Below are 15,886 nucleotides of genomic sequence, written 5' to 3'. Positions count from 1 at the left end.
TCATGAGTATTAGCTTAATATGGGCAATGGGCACCAATCATGTTATTGGAAAAGATAATGATATGCCTTGGCATTTACCGCTTGATTTCGCTTATTTCAAAGCAGAAACACTGGGAAAGAGAATGCTTATGGGCCGCAAAACGTGGGATTCGCTTGGAGGGAAGCCTCTAAAGGGCAGAACAAGCTTAATTATGACTAGAGATACTGATTATGCTCCTGAAGGTGCAGAGGTTGTACACACGCTTGAGGAAGCTCTCAGCGAGGGTAGAAAAGACGATGAGCTGATGGTGATCGGCGGTGCGGAAATTTATAAGCTGATGTTGCCGTATGCTGACAAGTTGATGTTAACGCAAATTGAACAGGATTTTGAAGGAAATACCCGGTTTCCTGATATTGACTGGAGTGTATGGAAAGAGGTTTCCAATAAGAAGGGAATTCGTGATGAAAAGAATCCGTATGATTACCGTTTTCTTGTTTATGAACGTACGGAATAGCAATAAAACGTTTTCTCTGACATAACATGTGAAATAGTACAAAAAATCAGTAGATTAATCCATTACTGTGCAAAAGTAATGAGTGCTACTATAATTAAAATTAGAAATGATAATCTACAGGTATAGAATGTGCAGGTACTTCATTGCGCTGCTCACGACCATACGAAGCCGCAATATGCTACAATGTACTATACTTCAACACGAAGAGAACGGATGGGGGAAACGTAAACATGTCTACACCTACAGGTTTTATGGAGTATAAACGGCAGCTCCCAGGTGATCGGGATCCTGAGCAGCGGGTAAAAGACTGGGAGGAGTTCCACCATCATTTATCCGAGGACGAGCTTCAGACACAAGGAGCGCGCTGCATGGATTGCGGAACGCCGTATTGTCATACAGGAATTGATATGGCTGGAGGAACCTCGGGTTGTCCAGTTCATAATCTAATTCCAGAGTGGAATAATTTGGTGTACCGCGGACTCTGGAAAGAAGCCCTGGAACGTCTGCATAAGACGAATAATTTCCCTGAGTTTACTGGAAGCATTTGTCCTGCTCCTTGCGAAGGCTCTTGCACAGTGGGTCTAATTGGACAGCCGGTGACCATTAAGACCATTGAGTTAGCTATTATTGATAAGGGCTTTGAAGAAGGCTGGGTTGTACCTAATCCTCCAGAGAAACGTACAGGCAAAAAGATTGCAATCGTAGGCTCTGGACCTGCTGGACTCGCAGCAGCAGCTCAACTTAATAAGGCTGGACATACAGTAACTGTATTTGAACGCAGTGACCGCATCGGCGGGCTGCTGACATATGGCATTCCCACTATGAAACTCGATAAGAGAGTTGTTCAACGTCGTGTAGATTTATTAGCTGCAGAAGGTATTAATTTTGTAGTGAATACAGAGATTGGCAAGGATATTCCTGCTCAACAGCTAGTGGATGAGTATGATGCGGTTGTTCTGTGTGGTGGAGCTACAAAGGCACGTCGTTTTAACGTTGAAGGCAGTGAGCTTAAGGGTGTTATGTACGCCATGGACTATTTAAATGGTACGATTAAGAGCTATTTGAATTCCAATCTTGAAGATGGCAACTATGTATCTGCTGAAGGTAAAGACGTGATCGTCTTGGGTGGCGGTGATACTGGATCTGACTGTGTTGCTACAGCACTTCGTCATGGCTGCAGCAGTATCACTCAATTTGGTACACATGAAAAAGCACCTCTTCAGCGTGATCCGATTGCTAACCCTTGGCCACAATTCCCGAATGTATATAGCCTAGACTACGCGCAAGAAGAAGCTAAAGCCATATTTGGGGATGACCCGCGTGAGTTCTCTATTATGACTACTAAATTCGTAGGTGATGATGAAGGTAACTTGAAAGAACTGCATACTGTACAGATCCGCCGGATCGTGGATGAGACAGGTCGTAAGATCTATCAACCTGTTCCAGGCACCGAAGCTGTATATCCTGCTCAATTAGCTTTGATAGCCATCGGTTTTGATGGGCCAGAACAAGATATTATTCAAGAGCTTGATCTTGAGACAGATCGTCGTTCCAATGTGAAAGCACGTTATGGTAAATTCAATACCAACGTGGATAAAGTGTTTGCTGCTGGCGATATGAGACGTGGTCAAAGCCTGGTTGTATGGGCCATCAACGAAGGACGCGAAGCTGCGCGTGAAGTGGATAAATACCTGATGGGTTCAACCGTTCTTGTTTAAAACGTTAAGATAATAATTGTCTAATAAGCCGTTTCAAAAGCAGTTTACCTGCTGGAGAAACGGTTTTTTAAATAAAGCGATGCTTGACGTAGATATCAGTATCATATAAATTAAATACATTATTCACATGATAAAAGCATTGACCAAGGATCTACGATTCAAGAAGCGTTAGAACAGAGAGGGAACCCACCGGGTGAAAGGTTCCTCAAACACGTGTGAGTGGTATCCTGCCTTGGTAGCTGTAGCGATAGTATCTACTAACCCGCTACCGGTATCGACCGTTATCCGATTTGAGGATTGCCAAATCAGAATAGATTGTATGTTGAGCTGGCAGTTAAATAAGGGTGGTATCACGACACATTCGTCCCTGACGAATGTGTCTTTTTGCATTTAGAGAGATAATTTCTGGGGGAGGGTATTTAAGATGCGACAAAGCAATTTATTATTAACAACACTGCGTGAGGTGCCTTCGGAAGCGGAGACAAACAGTCATCAGCTACTGCTGCGTGCGGGGTATATCCGTCAATTAGCTGCTGGAGTATATACCTATTTACCACTTGGACGGCGGGTTCTGCGAAAGATAGAAGCGATTGTGAGAGAAGAGATGGACCATTCCGGAACGCAGGAGATTTTAATGCCATCCATGCAGCCTGCGGAACTTTGGAAGGAATCAGAACGTTATGATGTTTATGGTAAGGAGTTGATGACTTTTAAGGATCGTCATGAGCGGGAATTCATTCTCGGTCCAACGCATGAAGAAGTAGTAACCACACTTGTGCGGAATGAGATCAGCTCCTATCGTAAGCTTCCTGTTACCGTGTATCAAATTCAGACTAAGTTTCGAGATGAACGGCGACCACGTTCCGGATTGCTAAGAGGAAGAGAGTTCTTGATGAAGGATGCGTACTCTTTTGACATAAGCTCTGAAGGACTTGATAAATCATACCACCAAATGTTCGCTGCTTATCACCGGATATTTAAGCGATGTGGATTGAAGTTCAGAGCTGTTCATGCAGATTCTGGTGCAATTGGCGGAGAAGGGGGCAGCCATGAATTTATGGCACTGGCTGATATCGGGGAAGATACGATTGCGGTATGTTCCTCTTGCGATTACGCAGCCAATCTGGAGCAGGCAGAAGCTGTGCGTCCTGTTAAGAAGGAAATGAATTTCGAAGTACCAGCGATAGAGAAATTCCATACTCCAAATTTACGTACAATTGATCAATTAGAGCAGGAGTTGGAGATCCAGCCAGAGCAGATTATGAAAACATTGATCTACGAAGGTAGCGGACAATTCTTTGCTGTAGTGGTTCGAGGAGATCATGAAGTTAATGAGATAAAAGTGAGTAAATATATCGGAGCAATGGAGATCAGGCTTGCTGACTATGAAGCTGTGAAAACCTTAACGGGTGTAGAGAGTGGGTTTGTGGGGCCTGTGGGACCTCAATTAACTGTACTAGTTGATGCCGCAGTTGCTGAGATGACGGAAGGTACGACGGGAGCAGGAGAAAAAGATTATCACTTCCGTAATGTTGTACCTGGTAGAGATTTTGGGCTTGAGCATGTGGGGGATTTTCGCAATGTAGCGGAAGGAGAAGCTTGTCCACATTGCGAGGATGGCGTTCTTCATTTTCATCAAGGCATTGAAATCGGACATGTCTTTAAATTAGGTACCAAATACAGTGAGAAGCTTGGAGCTTCCTTTTTAGATCGTTCAGGCAAAAGTCAGCCTATGATCATGGGTTGTTACGGAATTGGAATCTCGCGACTATTGTCCGCAATTGTAGAACAGAATCATGATGATCAAGGAATAATGTGGCCAGTTGCATTAGCACCTTATCAGGTTCATATTTTGATGATGTCCATAAAGGACTCGGAGCAACTGGAAGTTGCAGAGGAGCTTTATAATCAACTTACTAAGCTCGGTTTTGAGACGCTGCTAGATGATAGGGATGAACGTGCTGGCGTTAAATTTAAGGATTCAAGTTTGATTGGTATACCCGTAACGCTAGTAGTCGGTAAGGAGGCTGCACAAGGTAGGGTGGAGTATCTAGAAAGAGCCTCCGCTGCGGGTAAAGAAGTCTTAGAAAAGTTAGAAGCAGTTTCTCGTATCCAAGAATTCTTTTCGCAGCTGAATTAAACTTCTATAACTCAAACTGAAAGCCATTGTTCAGGGCGGGAAAGTGGTGGCGGTAACTTTGTGAGATCATCACCTATTGCCGCATTAATCTGACCCTGAGTTAGAAAAATGCTCTCTGATAGATCAGCGCCCCTAAGGTCTGTGTCACGGAAATCTGCACCAATAAGATCTGCACCTCTAAGATTAGCGCCTTTAAGGTCAGCGGCAATCAAATAGGCTCCCCTCAGGTTGGCGCCCCTGAGATCTGCATTTTTAAGATTTGCGCCGACAAGGTCAGCACCACGGCTGAAAGTTCTCGATGCTTTTTTTAGTTTACGACGAGCCTCAGTACGCACAAGTTCACTGACTTGCAGCAGTAACAGATTAATCTTTGCTCGATGAGCGTCAACATTCACCTTCTGTAGAGAATCAGGGTTAAGTAAAGTGAGTTGTTCCGTCTCATCGAGTGCTGTTTGCAGCTCAACATGTATTGAATGGGTTATATCTAAGTTCAATGATTCATTTAAGTACCATAGCAATTCGTGCAAATGCCACATGACCGTAAATACCTCGAACATTTGCTTTGCAGTTTTTGGATTCTTCCGCCAGTCCTCACCGGTATAAGTAACCTGAGAAAGCTTTTGCCCAGCCCCAAAACAGTCATATACAGTACAACCACGAAATCCAAGCGCTCTTAAATCTGTATGTACACCACAGCGAAAGTCTGATTGAAGGTTATGGCACGGCTGGCCAGCTGCTTTATCCATAGCAAAATCCACTGAAGCTGAAAAAGGTAGTGCGGAACAGCACAAACCGAAGCAGCTCTCACATTCTGCTTTTAAATAGTGACCGTTTTTGTCCTTATAAGGTTCTGTAAATTTGTGATTTTCAGACACGTTTTGATTCCTCCGATATATAAACCTCGTTTACCAAACTATTCTAATTCATAGAAAAGACAAAGGGAAGTCTGAATTTTACCTAGGCCTACTAACCAATCCATTAAAAAAAACCGAGGTTAATGGTATAATAGAATACTGGACGCATTTTGGACTTAAGAACGAAAAGGTAAGGAGCGATTGTTTTTGAAGACACTCATTATTGCGGAGAAACCGGATATGGGGCGGAATATCGCCGCCGCAATAGAACCGAAGGCCAAAAATTACCGTTCCTATCTTGAAGGGGAGCAGTACATTATTACTTGGGCAATAGGGCATCTAATCGGTTTGGCCGAGCCGGATGCTTATGATGTCAAATACAAAAAGTGGAATATTAATGATCTGCCCATTATTCCAGACCAGTTCAAACTGGTTCCTAATGCGCGGACAATCGACCAGCTCAAGGTAATTGGAGATCTTGCGAAACGTAGCGATCTTCTAGTGAATTCATGCGATGCCGGGCGAGAAGGGCAGCATATCTTTTCACTCATTCAACGACATTTGAAGCTGGAGCATCCTGTGAAGCGGTTGTGGATTTCGGATCTGACGCCAGAGACCATTCGCAAAGGATTCCAGGAGCTGAAGGATGGATCGGAGTACGAGAATCTAACGAAAGCAGCAAAAGCTCGCAGTGAAGCGGATTGGCTCATCGGTATGAACGGATCACGTGCTTTTACTACAAAGCATAATGTGCTGCTGTCCGTGGGTAGGGTTCAAACTCCCGTACTCGCGCTGATTTACGACCGTCAGAAGACGATTGAGGCGTTCTCTTCCCTAAAGTTTTTTGAGGTGGAGGGACATTTTACTCAGAATGAAATGACCTATAAAGGGATGTGGCAGGGGGATCGGCTGACAGACGGGGATAAGGCGGAGGCGCTGGCTGCCAAGGTCAAAGGAAAACCGGGCCGGATTGAGTCTTACGAGGTTAAGGAAACAAAAGAGTATCCAAATAAGCTGTACGATTTGACGCTGCTGCAGCGTGAGGCGAATGGAAAGTACGCTTTTTCCGCAAAAAAGACGCTTGATATTGCTCAAGCGTTATATGAAAAGCATAAGGTGATCTCTTATCCGCGGACGAACTCCAACTATGTTACAGAACAGAATATTCCTGAGATGCATAAGACGTTATCTGCGCTGCAAGGGACGGCTTATGATGAGTGGGTGAAGGGTGCGAATCGCAATCTCGTTCATAAAGGGAATAAATTCATCTGCAACCCCTCGAAGGTTGAGGATCACCACGCGATTTTGCCTACATATCGTAAAGCATCAGGACTTAGTGCAGATGAAGGAAAGCTGTATGATTTGATTGTGCGGCGTTTTTTGTCTCAGTTCTATCCGGCAGCGGAGTATAAAGTGCATACGGTGATGACCGAAGTAGAAGAGGAAAAGTTCAAAACCACAGTCAAGGAATTATTAAGCCTCGGCTGGAAGGTCATTTACGCGGACCAGAAGAAGGATAAAGCGAAGACTTCCAAGGGTAAGAACAAGGATGACGAAGAGGACGAAGAGATCGAAGTGAACGAACCATTTTCTATTGCTCCGGCAGAAGAAGTGGTTTGTAGTGAGGCTATTGTTAAAGAGAAAGATACTCAGCCACCCAAGCATTACACAGAAGGTACGCTGCTTCGAGCGATGGAAAGTGCCGGAAAGCAGATTGAGGATGAAGAGCTTCGCGATGCTATGAAGGATTCAGGGCTTGGAACTCCGGCTACCCGTGCAGCAACGATAGAACGGCTGAAGAATGTCGGATACATCGAAATGCAGGGCAAAAAAATTGCCATCACACAAAAAGGACGAACAGCCATTGAGCTGATTCGTGGAGCGGGAATTGAGCTGTTGACTTCACCGGAAATGACCGGACAATGGGAACGTCGTTTGAACGAAATATCGAGAGGAACGGCGTCGGACGGGCAGTTTATGGAGAATGTAAAAAGATTCGCCTGCATGATCGTAGACAAAGTACGAGTACAATCCCGGGCGTCCAAAACCTCTTTTGAAGGGGAGACGCCTTCTGTCAATACAAGTGCTAAAGGGCGAAGTGCTGGAAGTACATCTCGTAAAACCACCGACAAACCTGCGGCGCCGCGAAAGCGCAAGGCAAGTAGTGAAGAGGAATCTGCCAATTCAGGACCTAAGGTCATCGGAAACTGTCCGCGTCCCGGCTGCGGTGGAATGATTTTTATGGGTAAAAAAGGCTACGGCTGCTCTCATTACAAGGAAGGCTGTAAATTCGTGATTTGGAAAGAGAATCAAGGTCGTACACTCACGGATGCACAAGTGAAGGCGTTGATTGAGAAAGGTCGGACTGGCAAGCTAAAGCTTACCAGCGAAGACGGTACACCTCTGGAAGGCAAGCTAGTGCTTCAAAATATGGATACGGGCCAATTAGCAATTGAATCATAGTCGAACGGAAAGAATTCGTGTACGGTAAAAAGGTGTCTCTAGCCATGATGGATACATGGCAGAGACACCTTTTTAATCATGCCTTATAATTATTCAGCGGATTTAGCCAGCTGCGCTTCAATCGCTGCAGTTAACCCTTCATAGGAGGAGTCAGGAAGCAGGGTGCCGTTTACCATAAATTTAGGTGTACCATTAACCCCGTACGATCCCGCGATCTTGAAGTCTTCTTTGACGTCGAACATATAGGTATGATTCTTGAGATCTGTTTCGAATTGAGCGTAATCAATACCTTCTATGTTATCTTTGACGAAATTTAGAATGAACTTCTGTGTGGCCCATATTTTGCTCTCATCGCCTTGATTGGCGTACAGCTTATGGAGAAATTCCCAGAACTTCTCGTTGCTTTGCCTATAAATGGCTTCACCTGCACTTGCAGCAAGATAGGAATCTCGATCCAGAAAGGCAAAGTTCATGAAGAAAAGCTCAACTTTTCCGGTATCCACGTAGTCCTTAACAAACGTATCCAGATATTTCTCCGTCCAGTTTTTGCAGGCAGGACATTTGAAATCTGCAAATTCGATGACTTTGATTTTGGCATCAGGACTACCAAGATGAGGTTGCTTTTCATATTTCAGCCCATCAACAACAATGCTCCCCTTCACATCAGTGTAGTTCGGTAAACCCTCTGTACTGTCCGTCTTGTCATTTAGAATGAAGACAATAACAGCGACAAGGATTATAACAACTATACCTAAGAGCATGGGAAGCATTTGTTTGTTAGTTCGAGAATGGTTGGACTTCACTTTCTTGTTCATATCTCATCTCCTACCTCATTTAGGAATTATACAAAAATAGTATAATCATCCCAGAGGTAGAGTAGATATGTCATTTGTAACAATGTCTGAGGTTACTTTGCACCTAGAGTTTCTGCAGGGTAGCAGTACGAATAACAGGAGGCACCTCATGGATGGAGGAAATGGTCTTCACTGCTTGTTGCATTTCTTGCTCCAATTCAATAAGGTTATAGCTCCATTCATTCTGTTGCTTCAGATAGATACTGTTAATGCCTGCGGTTACTGCCGGAAGTACATCTGTACGTAAAGAGTTACCAATCATCCAGGTGCGTTTGCGGTCAAAGCCTTGCGTAGTCAAAATATTTTCAAGTGCCTCAACATTTTTATGTTGACGAATATAGATCCGGTCATCAAAGTAAGCATCTAGCTTCATTTGCTCAATTTTACGTTGTTGGATCGTATCGTCTCCACCTGTGTACAGGAATAAATGGTGACCATCCTGCTTCAGAGTATCCAGCGTTTCAACCATACCAGGGTAAGCTTCGATTTCTTGATCATAGACGCTTAGTCCAAGCTTGTGTAACTGTTGTTCTTGAAAACGGTCCGTCGGACGATTATATTTTGCGCAGAAATAGCGGTAGGTAGCGATTAGGGATTTAGGGAAATTATCGCTGGCAAGACCACTTGTGTTGACCGTGTGCACGTCAATTTCTATTTGTTTGTCGCGTAGGTCACTGGTGCTCGGGCCAAATTCGTTAAACCAATCAGTCATTAGCTCAAAATATTGCCCTAAAATCAGATCGAAATATTTGTTGCAGTGGACCAGTGTATCATCTAGATCGAAAATCACCTGTTGTGTCATGTATTTCATATCTCTCACTCCTTGGATCTGTATCTGTATAGTGTTCTATAGATAAATATAAGACTCTAGGAACATTTGCAGCTCTGATGCGCCGTCAGGGCGAATACTGAAACGTTCATCTTGTTCACCTCTAAGATGGATGCGGAGTAGGCCGGCTACTCGTAGAATCATAAGGTGATGCATCAGCATTTCTCTGGATTGATTAAGATCTGATTGCATCTCCCACAACGACTTGGGTTCATGTGCGACATAGCGAAGCAATCGAAGTCTGGTGGGGTCGGAAAGTGCCTTGGTCATGCGCAAAAGCACCATAGGTGGTTCATTTTCGTCTTCTAAAGGTACATCTACAGGGTATTGTACGATCACCATGGTTTTGTAGAAGCAGTAGGTGTTAATCGGACGATTATGAACAGTTGGTAGTAATACAATCGTCTTTAGATCCGTGATCTCCTCGAAAACTACACCGCCAGATGCGTATTCAATTAGAGAAATGGGGTCCATTTTGCTTTCAAGCATTTTTTTCTCAGAAGCATCTTCAATTAATAGCGGTAATATTTTGTGCTCCACATGGCGGAAGTATTGCTCATACCAGAGACGCAAGAGTGGACTATAGCTGCTCCGAATCCGCAAAGCATCTTCAATCGTAAACTCCTGAATGAGCGGAGCGATTTGCTGATAACATTCTTCTATGGAGGCTGAATCCAGATCATCTAAGAAATGCTGCACTGAAGTTGCGGGTCCTCGAATGTAAACCCAGGCATATAGCACATCATAATCCGTAAAAGGCCACTCGGCGGCTTGCATTAAAGCTGTTACCTTATGAGGAGAAATGCGATCTTCCACATCACTTATCCAGTGGGGACCAATGTCCAAATTGGAGATCCATTTTCTAGTTACATATAACATAAAACTGTCCAGCAGTTCATAAACCGGCGATACGTCGATCTTTAATTCGTACTCCATGTCTCATGCACCCCCAGGAAATCCGTAACATCTTCATATTATCTCTTGTTTTGAAGAGGGTTGTCCACTATAATGTTCGGTGTTTGCCAATTGGCGTTAGAACAAATTAGCGTTATTAATCATAGGGGGATATCATCTGTGTCAGACCGGCCAAAATTATCTATTCGAAGTAACAGCAAAATGAATTTCATGATTCTTATTACCGCTACAATAGCGGCTGGACTCAGCCAAGGAATGCTGCTTCCCGTATTATCCATTCTATTGGAGCAGAAAGGAGTTTCCTCTTCGCTTAATGGACTTAATGCAGCTGCTTTATACATAGGATCATTCGGAATGACCTTGATTGCTGAAAGAGTTCTCGGAGCGATTGGATTCAAAAAATTGATTGCTGGCGGGATAAGCTTAGTCTTAGTAAGCTTGCTTTTATTCCCCTTTTTTCCTGGAATCAAAATATGGTTTGTGTTACGTCTACTTGTAGGTGTTGGTGATGCAGCTATCAATTATGCCGCCCAGCTATGGGTGCTGCTAATGACGCCTGCCGAGCATCGTGGACGAAATCTTTCCCTGTATGGGATGTCCTATGGCCTGGGCTTTAGCTTGGGGCCACTTGGAATTAGTCTGCTGCGCTTTGGTCAGGCAACACCCTTTATTGTTCTAGCTTTTCTTTTTTTGCTGGTCCTAATACTAGCCGTTACATTACTTCCGGATTCACGTCCAGATAAAGTTGAGAGTGGAGAAAGTCAGGTACGCCGTTTTGGACGTTGTTACAGTCTAGCGTGGTTCGCTTTAATTCCTGCACTCCTATACGGTTTCATGGAAGCAAGCTTAAACAGTAATTTTCCAGTGTATGGCCTCCGGATCGGATACAGCACGGATCAAATTGCAGCCTTATTGCCTTTTGCGGGCATTGGAGGACTGTTGTTACAATTCCCGCTAGGACTGTGGAGCGACCGTTTTGGTCGAAAGAAGGTATTGATTCTTACTGGGATTGGAGGCGGGATTGCCTTCGCATTACTGCCATTAGCAGGTGACCATTTCAAAGTGACTATGGTGCTGTTGATGATTGCTGGTGGACTTGTAGGCTCCTTTTTCTCGTTAGGGCTTAGTCTGGCTGCGGACATTTTACCACGACATTTACTGCCTGCTGCAAATGTGGTTGCTTCTTTTCATTTTAGTATAGGCAGTATTATAGGTCCAGGGATCGGCGGTTTGCTCATGCAAGTCGGCTGGGGCGGGGGGATTTTCGGCTTGATGGGCGCTTTATATATCGCCTTCGGATTGCTTGGGTTATTTTTCTCGCCACGGCAAAAAATTTGAGGTAAGATAAGAACGAGTGCTCGCATGGAAATTCATCTGGCTTTCAGAGTACACTATAGATTATAGATAAAGACAGGGAGAGGCTGAACTATGATCACAGTTGAACACTTAGCCAAGGCAGTTGGGGAAGATAAGAATCCAGTTCTACAGGATATAGGGTTTCAATTAGAACCGGGTGAGTTCGTAGCAATACTTGGAGCTAGCGGTAGCGGTAAGACCACTTTACTGCGCTGTTTAGCGCTGCGTGAGAAGTGGGATAGAGGGAATTTTAGAGTGGACGGTACAGATATAATGGCGAGTGCCTTTACAGGTAAAAGAAAAATCCGCCGCGAGTGGGCATACCTGGAGCAGAATGCAGAGCTCAATCCTAACCGTACTGCATTGAAAAATGTACTGATCGGCCAGTCTTCACAAACGCCGTTATGGCGAATGGTCACTGGGATGGTACGTTCAGATGATTATATGGGTGCAATGGATGAACTGGACGCCCTTGGCCTCCTGGATAAGGCGAAGATGAAGACAAGTCAACTTAGTGGCGGAGAAAGGCAGCGTGTAGCGATTGCTAGAGCGTTGACTCACGGTGCTAAAGTGATTTTAGCGGATGAACCGGTTACGGGATTAGATCCTAAATCCGCGGAGAGTGTATTGGAAACATTGCGAAAGCTGTGTAAAGAAACCGGTCTTACGGTTGTAACGGTATTACCGATTGAATTAGCGGAACGTTTTGCTACGCGTCTATGGGTACTAGAAGATGGCAGAATTAAGCATGATATAAAGGGGCGTAGATTAACGTTCCAAGAACGTGCAAATCTTTAAATATAGGACACGGATAAGGAAAAGAGTGATGAAGTTGAATATGAGAAGTCTTAGGTGCTTTGTAGCCGCAACGCTGACGTTATCCGTACTGTCGGGTTGTACTTTCATCAGTGATCCTGTTTCTAAGATGAAATCCCCACAATTGTCTGCTGACAAAGCAACACTTATGGCTGCTATTAATTCACTTAAGCCAGCAGGTTCCACGTTGATTCGTCCGACCAATGACGATGATAGTACCATCTTTACTGAGGATCTCAATAAGGATGGAGTTATGGAGACGCTAGTGTTCTATAGGACTCCAGGTGAAGCCGTACAGATTCACGGGATGATACTGGAGAAACAGGGCGACACTTGGGTCAAGAAACTTGTATTCGATGGCGACGGGTCTGTGCTGGAGTCGGTTGATTTGAAGGATATGACGGGTGATGGGAAGCTTGAAATTGTTACCGGCTATTCACAAGGTGAAGAAAAGGGTCTTGTCGTCTATAGCTATTCCAGCGGAACATTAGAAGAAGTGCTTTCACATCCTTATACAAAATATATGATTGATGATCTTAATGGGGATGGAATTGAAGACATAACCGTTGTTTACTTTAAAAGAAATGAATTTGCAACCATTTCGGTCTATCAGTACAATGATGGCTTTAAGGTACTCGATAAGCTTGATAATATCGACCCTTATTTTAATAATTATTACAATATTGTTGCAGGAAAAATCTCAGAGAATAAAGAAGGAATCGTATTGGATGCTGCGGTGGATTCCCAATCTGCCTATACCTCTATTGTCGTTATGGAGAATAACAAGCTGCGTGTGGTATTACCAGGCGATGCGCGGACTTATAAAGATCGTCGGATTGCAAGTGAAGATATTGATCATGATGGCATTATTGAAATTGGATTGCTTGAGGCGCCTAAAGGATGGGAGTATTTCGATCCAGCTGAAATTCCATACTTTACCTCCTATTATAAATGGGATGGGAAAGAAGGTCTGACCTTCGCAACCCAGCTATATCATGATCCATCGGATCGATTCAATATTAATTTTTCTCCGGAATGGCATGGAAAGGTGACAGTTGATACGAAATCGGTTCTGGATAAGAACCTTAAGTTTATCATGTCAGATACCGGTGAGACGGTTGCTGAGGTTTCCTTCTTTTCTCCTTCAGAATGGGATCGCGTAAAAAATGACGGTTGGGATTTGCTTGCACGTGATGCAGACAAGGTCATCGCCTACCGCGGTAAGTTAGAACAAAGTACAACAAAGGAAGGAAGCAATAAAATTGCTTCCCCTATAGAAAGGAAGGGAATAGATGAGTAAAGTACTGATACTGGAAGATGAGGAGTCCATTCGTAGTTTTATTGTCATTAACTTGAAGCGTAATGGGTTCGAAGTGATAGAGGCTGCGGATGGGCATGAAGCTCTTCACAAGTTAACCACGATCCCTGATATTGATATCGCTCTGTTGGATGTAATGGTTCCGGGTATTGATGGATTTGAAGTATGTAGACGGGTCAGAGAAACCAATGAGCGTTTGGGTATTATTTTTCTGACAGCCAAGGTTCAAGAGCAAGATAAAGTGTATGCATTGTCTGTAGGAGCGGATGACCATGTTAGCAAGCCATTCAGCCCGACAGAACTGATTGCTCGAATTCAATCTTTGCTGCGCCGAGTGAACGTTCATCGTGAACAGTCAGCGAAAGTTTCATTCGTTTCAGGGCCATTTACCTTGGATCTTATTTCCAAACATTTTAAACGTGATAATGAAGCGATTGAACTGACGCCAACGGAATTTTCGTTGATTCAATTCTTCCTCGAAAAAGAAAATACACCGCTCAGTCGCGATCTTCTGCTGGATCATGTGTGGGGCAAGGAGTATATGGGTGATCCCAAAATTGTGGATGTGAATATTCGTCGTTTGCGTCAAAAAATAGAGAATAATCCGTCAGAGCCAGAATTTTTGCAAACGGTATGGGGACACGGATATAGATGGAAAGGCCAAGTACAATGATTAAGAAGGGGATGCGCAGACAAATTGTTCTACACTACATTCTTGTAGTTTTTTTGGCGCTTCTCCTCGTAGAAGTTATCTTCCTGCTTGCCATCAGAACGTATTATTATGACAGTGTATATAGCAAGATGAAAAATCACATTACCACGGCAGAGTCGTTTTTTCATAAATACGAGCTAGATGGCGATAACAACTCGAATCAGCTGCAAGTACTGCTGGATAGATTTGAGCTGCCCAATACAGAGCTAGAAGTATTGACCATGAATGGTGACATGATTACCAGTTCGACCGGTTTTCAGCCTGATCGTACGATTACAACTAGTGACGTCCCTGAAGCGGTAGGGGGCAGCATTGGCCGCTGGGTAGGGCGCCAGAGTGGTACTAACGAGAGTGTTATGGCTGTGTCCAAGATGCTGCAGGTTCACGGACGTGATACGTATATTCTTAGATATCTTACTTCACTTGAGGGTATCAACAACGATTTGCTTAATCTTACGTTACTGTCAATTGGTATAGGTGCAGCTGTTATGGCTGTAGTTATCGTGTTCAGCTTCGGACTTGCCAATTCAATCGTAAAGCCGCTCAATAACATTACGGCGGTATCAGCCCAAATGGCTAAGGGTAGATTTAATGTGCGGATTAAGGGGAATTACAAATTTGAGATTGGTGACTTGGCTTCAACGCTGAATTATATGGCTCAGGAAATTGTGCGCAGTAATCAGATTAAGGATGATTTCATCTCGTCCATTTCACATGAGCTTCGGACACCCCTTACTAGTATCAAGGGCTGGAGTGAAACCTTGGTCTCTGGTGGCTATGATCCGGAGGAGACGAAGCTTGGAGTCAGCATCATTTCCAAAGAAAGTGAACGCTTGATTGGTCTAGTAGAGGAGATTCTAGACTTTTCAAAGCTGCAGCAGAACCAAATGAAGCTGTCCATTGGGATTGTTGACGTGAAAGTCTTACTTCAGGAGACTATACTTAATATTTGGGCCAAGGCGGAGAAGAAACGGATTCACTTGCTTCTTGAATGTGAAGACGGGATCTATGTTAAAGGGGATGCCAATCGTCTAAAACAAGTTTTCTTGAATCTGGTAGACAATGCCGTGAAGTTTTCACATGAGGAGTCCAGTATAGAATTGTCTGCGAAGAGAATTTCGGCTACAGAGACTGCTATCATGGTTCGTGATAGTGGGATTGGGATTAGTGAAGCACATATCTCCAGAGTGAAAGACCGTTTCTTTCAAGTGGATGCGTTGAACGGGGGAACGGGCTTAGGTCTAGCCATCTCACAACAAATCGTGGAACTTCACCACGGGAAGCTTGAAATGGAAAGTGAGCTAGGTAGTGGAACTGAAGTTACCGTAATCTTGCCACTTACTGAGAAGCTGCCTGAAGTCAATTCAGATCATGTAGCACAAATAACAGCTACCTTACCTGAATCAGATGTCTAGGA

At 44.0% G+C, this 15,886-nt stretch carries 13 protein-coding genes; 9 read left to right on the top strand and 4 right to left on the bottom strand.

Features of this window, described 5'->3' with window-relative positions; genetic code table 11:
- Positions 1-2 precede the first annotated feature (2 nt).
- The 3 genes from MKY99_RS16495 (at position 3) to MKY99_RS16485 (ending at position 4,352) form a co-directional block, all read left to right on the top strand.
- On the top strand, positions 3-494 hold the full coding sequence (locus MKY99_RS16495; protein ID WP_149647325.1) for a dihydrofolate reductase: 492 nt from the start codon (positions 3-5) through the stop codon (positions 492-494).
- A gap of 230 nt (positions 495-724) precedes the next feature.
- Positions 725-2,212 (top strand): glutamate synthase subunit beta, encoded by a 1,488-nt coding sequence (locus MKY99_RS16490; RefSeq protein WP_042188798.1) that lies wholly within the window; start codon positions 725-727, stop codon positions 2,210-2,212.
- A 424-nt stretch (positions 2,213-2,636) separates the two neighbouring features.
- Positions 2,637-4,352, top strand: coding sequence for a proline--tRNA ligase (locus tag MKY99_RS16485; protein ID WP_339265058.1), 1,716 nt, complete (start codon positions 2,637-2,639; stop codon positions 4,350-4,352).
- 11 nt (positions 4,353-4,363) lie between these two features.
- Here the strand turns inward: MKY99_RS16485 and MKY99_RS16480 are convergent, their stop codons facing one another.
- A complete protein-coding gene (locus tag MKY99_RS16480) occupies positions 4,364-5,227 on the bottom strand; it encodes a pentapeptide repeat-containing protein (protein ID WP_339265056.1) in 864 nt (287 codons plus the stop codon).
- Between the two features lie 186 nt (positions 5,228-5,413).
- On the opposite strand from MKY99_RS16480, the gene MKY99_RS16475 reads away from it, so the two are divergent.
- Positions 5,414-7,669: a DNA topoisomerase 3 gene (locus tag MKY99_RS16475; RefSeq protein ID WP_339265054.1), complete on the top strand. Its 2,256-nt coding sequence runs from the start codon at positions 5,414-5,416 to the stop codon at positions 7,667-7,669.
- A gap of 89 nt (positions 7,670-7,758) precedes the next feature.
- On the opposite strand, the gene MKY99_RS16470 is transcribed toward MKY99_RS16475, so the two are convergent.
- The 3 genes from MKY99_RS16470 to MKY99_RS16460 all read right to left on the bottom strand — a co-directional run bounded on the left by MKY99_RS16470 (position 7,759) and on the right by MKY99_RS16460 (position 10,288).
- The gene (locus tag MKY99_RS16470; protein WP_339265052.1) at positions 7,759-8,484 is read right to left on the bottom strand and encodes a DsbA family protein; all 726 of its coding nucleotides are present in this window, start codon (positions 8,482-8,484) and stop codon (positions 7,759-7,761) included.
- Between the two features lie 103 nt (positions 8,485-8,587).
- Positions 8,588-9,334, bottom strand: a complete 747-nt coding sequence (locus tag MKY99_RS16465) for an HAD hydrolase-like protein (RefSeq protein ID WP_076283560.1) — start codon at positions 9,332-9,334, stop codon at positions 8,588-8,590.
- A gap of 36 nt (positions 9,335-9,370) precedes the next feature.
- A complete protein-coding gene (locus MKY99_RS16460; protein WP_042188782.1) occupies positions 9,371-10,288 on the bottom strand; it encodes a helix-turn-helix domain-containing protein in 918 nt (305 codons plus the stop codon).
- 162 nt (positions 10,289-10,450) lie between these two features.
- Here MKY99_RS16460 and MKY99_RS16455 point away from each other — a divergent pair, with 162 nt between their 5' ends.
- From MKY99_RS16455 to MKY99_RS16435, 5 genes are all read left to right on the top strand, one after another.
- Positions 10,451-11,605, top strand: a complete 1,155-nt coding sequence (locus tag MKY99_RS16455) for an MFS transporter (protein ID WP_042194031.1) — start codon at positions 10,451-10,453, stop codon at positions 11,603-11,605.
- Between the two features lie 90 nt (positions 11,606-11,695).
- Complete coding sequence (locus MKY99_RS16450) at positions 11,696-12,421, top strand: ATP-binding cassette domain-containing protein (protein WP_076283562.1); 726 nt, start codon at positions 11,696-11,698, stop codon at positions 12,419-12,421.
- Positions 12,422-12,461: 40 nt separating this feature from the next.
- Positions 12,462-13,739, top strand: a complete 1,278-nt coding sequence (locus tag MKY99_RS16445; protein WP_042194029.1) for a hypothetical protein — start codon at positions 12,462-12,464, stop codon at positions 13,737-13,739.
- Positions 13,732-14,430, top strand: coding sequence for a response regulator transcription factor (locus tag MKY99_RS16440; RefSeq protein ID WP_042128265.1), 699 nt, complete (start codon positions 13,732-13,734; stop codon positions 14,428-14,430). The genes MKY99_RS16445 and MKY99_RS16440 overlap by 8 nt, the downstream gene beginning before the upstream one ends.
- A complete protein-coding gene (locus tag MKY99_RS16435) occupies positions 14,427-15,884 on the top strand; it encodes a HAMP domain-containing sensor histidine kinase (RefSeq protein WP_042188776.1) in 1,458 nt (485 codons plus the stop codon). The genes MKY99_RS16440 and MKY99_RS16435 overlap by 4 nt, the downstream gene beginning before the upstream one ends.
- The last annotated feature ends 2 nt before the right edge of the window (positions 15,885-15,886 follow it).

This window comes from Paenibacillus sp. FSL R5-0470, from assembly GCF_037975205.1.
GTDB lineage: Bacteria > Bacillota > Bacilli > Paenibacillales > Paenibacillaceae > Paenibacillus_AQ.
Note: the sequence above shows the minus strand (reverse complement) of the source record. Positions and strands in the feature narration are given on the sequence as shown.

What these genes read in the sequence shown, in the direction of transcription:
- MKY99_RS16445 (WP_042194029.1), top strand. Translation starts at nt 12,462, where the DNA reads ATGAGAAGTCTTAGGTGCTTTGTAGCCGCAACGCTGACGTTATCCGTA.
- MKY99_RS16495 (WP_149647325.1), top strand. Translation starts at nt 3, where the DNA reads ATGAGTATTAGCTTAATATGGGCAATGGGCACCAATCATGTTATTGGA.
- MKY99_RS16450 (WP_076283562.1), top strand. Translation starts at nt 11,696, where the DNA reads ATGATCACAGTTGAACACTTAGCCAAGGCAGTTGGGGAAGATAAGAAT.
- MKY99_RS16435 (WP_042188776.1), top strand. Translation starts at nt 14,427, where the DNA reads ATGATTAAGAAGGGGATGCGCAGACAAATTGTTCTACACTACATTCTT.
- MKY99_RS16485 (WP_339265058.1), top strand. Translation starts at nt 2,637, where the DNA reads ATGCGACAAAGCAATTTATTATTAACAACACTGCGTGAGGTGCCTTCG.
- MKY99_RS16440 (WP_042128265.1), top strand. Translation starts at nt 13,732, where the DNA reads ATGAGTAAAGTACTGATACTGGAAGATGAGGAGTCCATTCGTAGTTTT.
- MKY99_RS16465 (WP_076283560.1), bottom strand. Translation starts at nt 9,334, where the DNA reads ATGAAATACATGACACAACAGGTGATTTTCGATCTAGATGATACACTG.
- MKY99_RS16460 (WP_042188782.1), bottom strand. Translation starts at nt 10,288, where the DNA reads ATGGAGTACGAATTAAAGATCGACGTATCGCCGGTTTATGAACTGCTG.
- MKY99_RS16470 (WP_339265052.1), bottom strand. Translation starts at nt 8,484, where the DNA reads ATGAACAAGAAAGTGAAGTCCAACCATTCTCGAACTAACAAACAAATG.
- MKY99_RS16490 (WP_042188798.1), top strand. Translation starts at nt 725, where the DNA reads ATGTCTACACCTACAGGTTTTATGGAGTATAAACGGCAGCTCCCAGGT.